The organism is Methylobacterium sp. WL116, assembly GCF_008039455.1.
In the GTDB taxonomy this organism is placed as follows: domain Bacteria; phylum Pseudomonadota; class Alphaproteobacteria; order Rhizobiales; family Beijerinckiaceae; genus Methylobacterium.
Genome location: NZ_VRUV01000272.1, coordinates 1 through 6,192, shown reverse-complemented (window position 1 = coordinate 6,192; position 6,192 = coordinate 1). Strand labels below are relative to the sequence as shown.

Here is a 6,192-nt window from a genome sequence, read left to right as displayed (position 1 = left end):
GCAGGAACCGGGCCCCGCGGACAGGCTCCAGCCGCGTTCGCCCGCGGGGCCCGGTTCCTGCTCCGGATCGCTCATCGTCGTGCATTCCCGTTCGGTCGCCGTCCTGCATGACCGATCGCGCCCGCGGAGGCCAGAGCCGGCGCCGGGCTTTATCGAGGCGGCCGCCCGGTCCGGCGGTTGACGAAGCCCTCCGGGGATGATGTCTGCGCGGCCGACCGCGCCTCGCCGGGGCGCCGCTTCCAAGGCCGAGAGACATGTCCGAGATCTGGTTCCGCACGGGCGAGGCGACGGTGCTCGCCGCCGAGGGGCAATACACCGACGCGATGCCCGAGGTGCTGATCGGCTCGACGCGGGGCCCGGTCGGCCAGGCCTTCGCCGGCATGATGGGCCAGGTGCAGGGCCACACCCGGATGTTCGTGGTGCGCGACCTCAACCAGCTCGTGCGCCCGGCGACGATGATGACCACGAAGGTCACGATCCACACCGCGGAATACGCCGAGCTTCTCGGCGGCGTGGTTCAGGCCGCGACCGGCGACGCGATCGTCGATTGCGTGATCGAGGGCATCCTGCCCAAGGACGGCTTGGACGAGCTGTGCATGATCATCATGATCTGGCTCGACGAGCGCTGCGGCGCCGATCCGAACGTGGACCGCAAGGACCTCTACCGCACAAACTACGAGGCGACGAAGCTCGCCATCGGCCGGGCCATGCGGGGCGAGCCGACGATCGAGGAGCTGATCGCCAACCGCAAGACGGTGAAGCATTACGCGCTCGAGGACGTCGTCGAGTACTGATGCGAACGCTTAGGCCGTCCTCCGCGCGCGTGCCAGGGAGGTGCGCGCGTAGAGGTCGACGACCCGGCAATCCAGGCCGGCGGCGGGCAGGATCAGGCGCTCGCCGGGATCGGTCAGGCGTCGCGTGATCCAGCCGCCCGGGTCGCGGATGGCGAGCGTCACCGCGACGACCCGCTGTTCGATCAGCAGGACGACCTCGCACATCGGCAGGGCCTGGTAGCCTGCCAGCTTGATCGCGATCTTCCCGCGGTTCGAGCCCGAGGGCTTCCGGCGGTCGCTGGTGGAGATGATCTCGGCGCGAGGTAGCAGGTCCCGGAAACGCTTCGGCCGGGCTCGACGTCGGATCGATCGATCACGGCGGCGTCGGGAACGTAGGCGTTCCCCTCGATCACCGGCCGCAGGTCGATCGCCGGGTTCTGCAGGACCACCCGGTCCGAGCCGATCCGTTCGAGGTCCTCGCTCAGCCGCCGGTCGAGGTTTCCGGCGATGATCTGATGATCGATGCTCGGCTGCGCCTGCATGACGAAACGCCCTTCGATGAGTTTCTATTTCTCCTCGTCGGGGCGGGACGCGACGAAGTCCCAGAAGCTTCGATGCGCGTTGAGGCGGGAAGCATCCGTCAGCAAGGCGGGCATGATGGGCTCCGTGCCGAGAACGTCTGCGAGAGAGATCGGCCCGGCCGCACGACCGGTCAAGCGCATGTCAGCCCGGCGGGATGCGGCCGACCGAGCAGAGGGTGCGGATCGAGCCGGTGCTGTCGGTGTAGCAGCTCGCCGACCAGCCGTTCTGCTGGACGAACGACTTGCGCCGCTCCGAGAGCGCGGTGGCATGCGCCGTGGCGATGATGGCCTGGACCGCGCCGGCCGACTCGCCGACGAGCAGCTCGGAGGCGATCGACAGGTCGCGGAAGAAGGCGGCCGACGGCGTCGTCTCGCCGGAGCTCGCCTGGACGATCGGCTCGGCCCGGCAGGTCAGGTCGAGCTTGATCGCGCCGGGCACCCGGATGTCGATGCTGGGGCCGGCGCGGCGCCCGACCTTGCCGCCTGTGGCGGCGGCGATCCTCTGAGCGAGGCCGTCGCATTCGTCGGCGCGGGCAGCGGCGGGGATCAGCAGGAGGCAGGCGAGGGCGAAGCGAAGCATGGCCGCACCATACGCGCAGCCGGTCGGCTGTCGAGGCTCGGCGCGCGGCGCCCTCAATGGAAATCCCGGCTGCGATAGGTCCGCCGGTCGGTGGGAGCCCCGAAATCGTTGGTCTCGGGCGGCAGGCGCACGCCGCCGGTGCGAAGCTCGAGCAACTCCTCCGTCAGGTCGCGGAACCGCTCGGCGACGAGGTGGACCACGCCCTCGGCCCGCTGCACCCGGCCCTGCACCGCGAGGAAGCGGGCGTTCATCGCGGCGCGGCGGTTGGCCTCGAACACCTTCTTCCAGACGATGACGTTGGCGATGCCGGTCTCGTCCTCGAGGGTCAGGAACACCACGCCCTTGGCGGTGCCGGGCCGCTGCCGCGTCAGCACCAGCCCGGCCACGGTGACGCGGCCGTTCTGGGGAAAGCCCGGATCGTGGTGCTCGCGGGCCGGGACGGCGCCGATCCGGGCGAGCCGGGCGCGGAAGAACGCGACCGGGTGGCCCTTCAGCGAGAGCCCGGTGGCGGAATAATCCTCGGCCACCTGCTCGGAAGCCGGCATCGGCGGCAGCGCCACGGTCGGCTCGTCGCGGAAGAGCCCGTCGTCGGCATGGAAGGCGAAGAGCGGCAACGGCGCCTCCAGCAGGTGCGCGCGCCGGCCGAGGGCTTCGTCCGGCACGGGCTTGGCGATGCGACCGCCCTCCAGCGTCCGCACCATCCACAGGGCCGCCCGCCGGTCGAGGTCGAGGGAGCGGAACGCGTCGGCCTCGGCCAGCCGCTCCAGCGCGTTGCGGGGCAGCGCCAAGGCCGCCTGCAGGCCCTCGATGCTGGCATAGCCGTTGGCCCGCAACGCCACGAGCCGGCGCATCGCAGCCTGCGGCAGCCCGGTGATCTGCCGCAGACCGATCCGCACCGCGAGCCGCTTCGGCACCCCGGGCGGGGGAGCCTCCGCGGCCGGCTCCAGGGTGCAGTCCCAGTCGCTGGCGTTGACGTCGGGCCCGCGCACCTCGACGCCGTGGGCGCGGGCGTCGCGCACCAGCTGCGCCGGCTGGTAGAAGCCCATCGGCTGCGAATTGAGGATCGCGGCCAGGAACACGTCCGGGTGCCGGCATTTCAGCCAGGCCGAGGCGTAGACCAGCAGCGCGAAGCTCGCCGCATGGCTCTCCGGGAAGCCGTAGGTGGAGAACCCGCGGATCTGCGCGAAGCAGCGCTCGGCGAAGTCCCTCGGGTAGCCCCGTCCGGTCATCCCGCCGATGAACTTCTCCTCGAAGCCGCCGATCGTGCCGACGTGCCGGAAGGTCGCCATCGCCCGGCGCAGGCCGTCGGCCTCGGCCGGGGTGAAGCCGGCCGCGGTGATCGCGATCTGCATGGCGTGCTCCTGGAACAGCGGCACGCCGAAGGTCTTTTCGAGGACCTTCTCCAACTCGTTGGCCGGCCCGTGATCGGGGTGGGGGGCCGGGTATTCCACCGGTTCGGCACCCGACCGCCGCCGCAGGTAGGGGTGCACCATGTCCCCCTGGATCGGGCCGGGGCGGACGATCGCGACCTGCACCACGAGGTCGTAGAATGCGTTCGGCTTCAGCCGCGGCAGCATCGACATCTGCGCCCGGCTTTCGACCTGGAACACGCCGACGGAATCGGCCTTCGACAGCATCGCGTAGACCTCCGGCTCCTCCGGCGGCAGGTCGGCGAGGGTCGGGTAGTCGAGGCCGTAGTCGCGGGCCAGGAAATCGAGCCCGCGGCGGATGCAGGTGAGCATGCCGAGCGCCAGCACGTCGACCTTCATCAGGCCGACCACGTCGATGTCGTCCTTGTCCCATTCGATGAAGGTGCGGTCGGGCATCGCGGCGTTGCCGACCGGCACGGTCTCGTCGAGCCGCCCGCGGGTCAGAACGAACCCGCCGACGTGCTGCGACAAGTGCCGTGGGAAGCCGATCAGCGAGACCGCGAGGTCCACCGCCTGCCGGATCGCCGGGTTTCCGGGATCGAGGCCGGCCTGGGCCACGTGCTTGTCCGGCAGGTCCTTGCTCCACGACCCCCACACGGTCTCGGCGAGCGAGGCGGTGATGTCCTCGGTCAGCCCCAGCACCTTGCCGACCTCGCGGATGGCCGAGCGCGGGCGGTAGTGGATCACCGTCGAGCAGATCGCCGCGCGCTCGCGGCCGTACTTGCCGTAGAGGTACTGGATCACCTCCTCGCGGCGCTCGTGCTCGAAGTCGACGTCGATGTCGGGCGGCTCGTCGCGGTTCTCGGAGATGAAGCGGGCGAACAGCAGGCGGATCTGGGTCGGGTCGACCGCGGTGATGCCGAGGCAGAAGCACACGGCGGAGTTGGCGGCCGAGCCGCGGCCCTGGCACAGGATGCCCCGGCCGCGCGCGAACTCCACGATGTCGCGGATGGTGAGGAAGTACTGCGCGTAGTTCATCTTCGCGATGAGGGCGAGCTCCCCATGAAGCGTCCTCTCGATGTCCTTGGGGACGCCTTCGGGGAAGCGCCAGCGCGCGCAGTCCCAGACCCGTTCCTCCAGGTAGTCCTGGGGCGTCCGGTTCGGCGGCACCGGCTCCTCGGGGTACTCGTAGCTCAGCATCCCGAGGGAGAAGCCGCAGGCCTCCGCGATCTCGACCGTGCGGGCGAGCGCCTCCGGATGGTCGGCGAACAGCCGCGCCATCTCCGACGGCGGCTTGAGATGGCGCTCGGCGTTGGCTTCCAGGCGGTAGCCGGCATCCGCGAGGGTGCAGCCCTCGCGGATGCAGGCGATCACGTCCTGCAGCGGTCGCCGGTCGGGATGGTGGTAGAGCGCGTCGGACACCGCGACCATCGGCGCGCCGAGGCGATGCCCGAGCTCGGCGAGGAGGCCGAGACGCCGGCGCTCGTCGCCGCGGTGGCGGTGGCTGGCACCGAGCCAGACCCTTCCGGGGGCGGCGGCCGCCAGCGCCTCGACCCGGGCGGAGAAGGCCGCGGGCGGCACCAGCCGCCGGCCGGGGGGCATCGCGATGAAGACCTGGCCCTCGGCCGCCTCCAGCATCTCCGCGAAGGAGAAGCGGCATTCGCCCTTGCGCGCCCGCCGGTTGCCCGAGGACAGCAGCCGGCACAGGCGGCCGTAGCCCGCCCGATCCATCGGGTAGGTCACCGCCTCGAACCCGTCCTCGGTGACGAGCCGCACCCCCGGCAGGAACGGGATGTTCCAGATGTCCTTCGCGCCCGGTCGCTCCGGCTTCACCCGCGCCGCCGCATAGGCGCGGACCACCCCGGCGAGGGTGTTGCGGTCGGCGATGCCGATGGCGCGGAGCCCGTAGGCGATCGCCTGCTCGACGTATTCCTGCGGATGCGAGGCGCCGCGCAGGAACGAGAAGTTGGTCGAGACGGCCAGTTCCGCGTAAGCCGCCGCCGTCACGCGAACAGCCCGTGCACGAACCAGGCGGCCGGCCGGTCGGCCAGGTTCGGGCCGTCGCGGTAGAGCCAGAGCCGGCGGCCGGATTCGCACTCGACGACGTAGTAGTCGCGCGGGACGCCGGACTCGCGCCACCATTCGGGCGCGATCCGTTCCGGCCCTTCCGAATGCGCGATCCGATGGAGGCGGGAGCGCCAGCGGAAGCGGCGCGGCGGCCCCTCCGGCACCAGGGCGATCACGTCCTCGGCCGCCTCGCCGCGGTCGAACAGCACCAGCGGCCGGGGACCGATGCCGGCATCGGGATCGGGCCAGTGCAGGACGACGCGCTCGATGCGCCAAGGTTCGGTGTCCCAGGGGGCGATGCGGTCGGCGCGCTCGGGCACGTGGCTCGCACGGGGGCTCAGGCGGATCACGGGTCGGCCGAAGCGCTGGCGCAGGGCGTCGGCGAGGCCGGCGGTCCGGTCGTCCTGAGGGGCGGGGCCGGTGGCGAGGGTAGCCTGGCGGCCGGGCATCGGGCCGGTGGCGGACACGTCCAGGCGGACCGTCTCGAAGCCGAAGCCGGCATCCAGGCCAGAGCCGAGCCGTTCGAGCCGAAGCTGCAGCAGGCGCGCGACGTGGTCGGGGCTGCGGCTCGGCTCGGACAGGCCGAGGTCGAGGGCGCGCACCACGTCGTCGACCCGGTGCAGCGACAGGCGAAAGCCGCGGGCGCCGAGCCCGTCCGCCTCCAGGCGCGGCGCGATCTCGGCCATCAGCCGCCGCACCGTGGCGACGATGATCTCCTGGCTGCCGATCGGATCGAGGAAGCCGCGGGCGGCGCCGTAGCGCACGGGCTCCGTGACCGGGACGAGCGGCTCCGGCCGGCACCCGGCCGCCTGGTCGAGGCG

General features: G+C 71.7%; 4 protein-coding genes and 1 pseudogene. 1 reads left to right on the top strand and 4 read right to left on the bottom strand.

Features of this window, described 5'->3' with window-relative positions; all coding sequences use genetic code 11:
• Positions 1-254: 254 nt before the first annotated feature.
• The gene (fae, locus tag FV223_RS17755; protein ID WP_147728265.1) at positions 255-794 is read left to right on the top strand and encodes a formaldehyde-activating enzyme; all 540 of its coding nucleotides are present in this window, start codon (positions 255-257) and stop codon (positions 792-794) included.
• A gap of 9 nt (positions 795-803) precedes the next feature.
• Here fae and FV223_RS31905 read toward each other — a convergent pair whose 3' ends face one another.
• The 4 genes and pseudogenes from FV223_RS31905 to FV223_RS31900 all read right to left on the bottom strand — a co-directional run.
• On the bottom strand, positions 804-998 hold the full coding sequence (locus FV223_RS31905; RefSeq protein WP_244033570.1) for a hypothetical protein: 195 nt from the start codon (positions 996-998) through the stop codon (positions 804-806).
• Positions 999-1,496: 498 nt separating this feature from the next.
• On the bottom strand, positions 1,497-1,934 hold the full coding sequence (locus FV223_RS17745; RefSeq protein ID WP_147728264.1) for a hypothetical protein: 438 nt from the start codon (positions 1,932-1,934) through the stop codon (positions 1,497-1,499).
• Between the two features lie 53 nt (positions 1,935-1,987).
• Positions 1,988-5,311 (bottom strand): error-prone DNA polymerase, encoded by a 3,324-nt coding sequence (locus FV223_RS17740; RefSeq protein ID WP_246689716.1) that lies wholly within the window; start codon positions 5,309-5,311, stop codon positions 1,988-1,990.
• Positions 5,308-6,192: pseudogene (locus FV223_RS31900) on the bottom strand (DNA polymerase Y family protein); the annotation flags it as partial. The gene FV223_RS17740 and the pseudogene FV223_RS31900, both read right to left, overlap by 4 nt.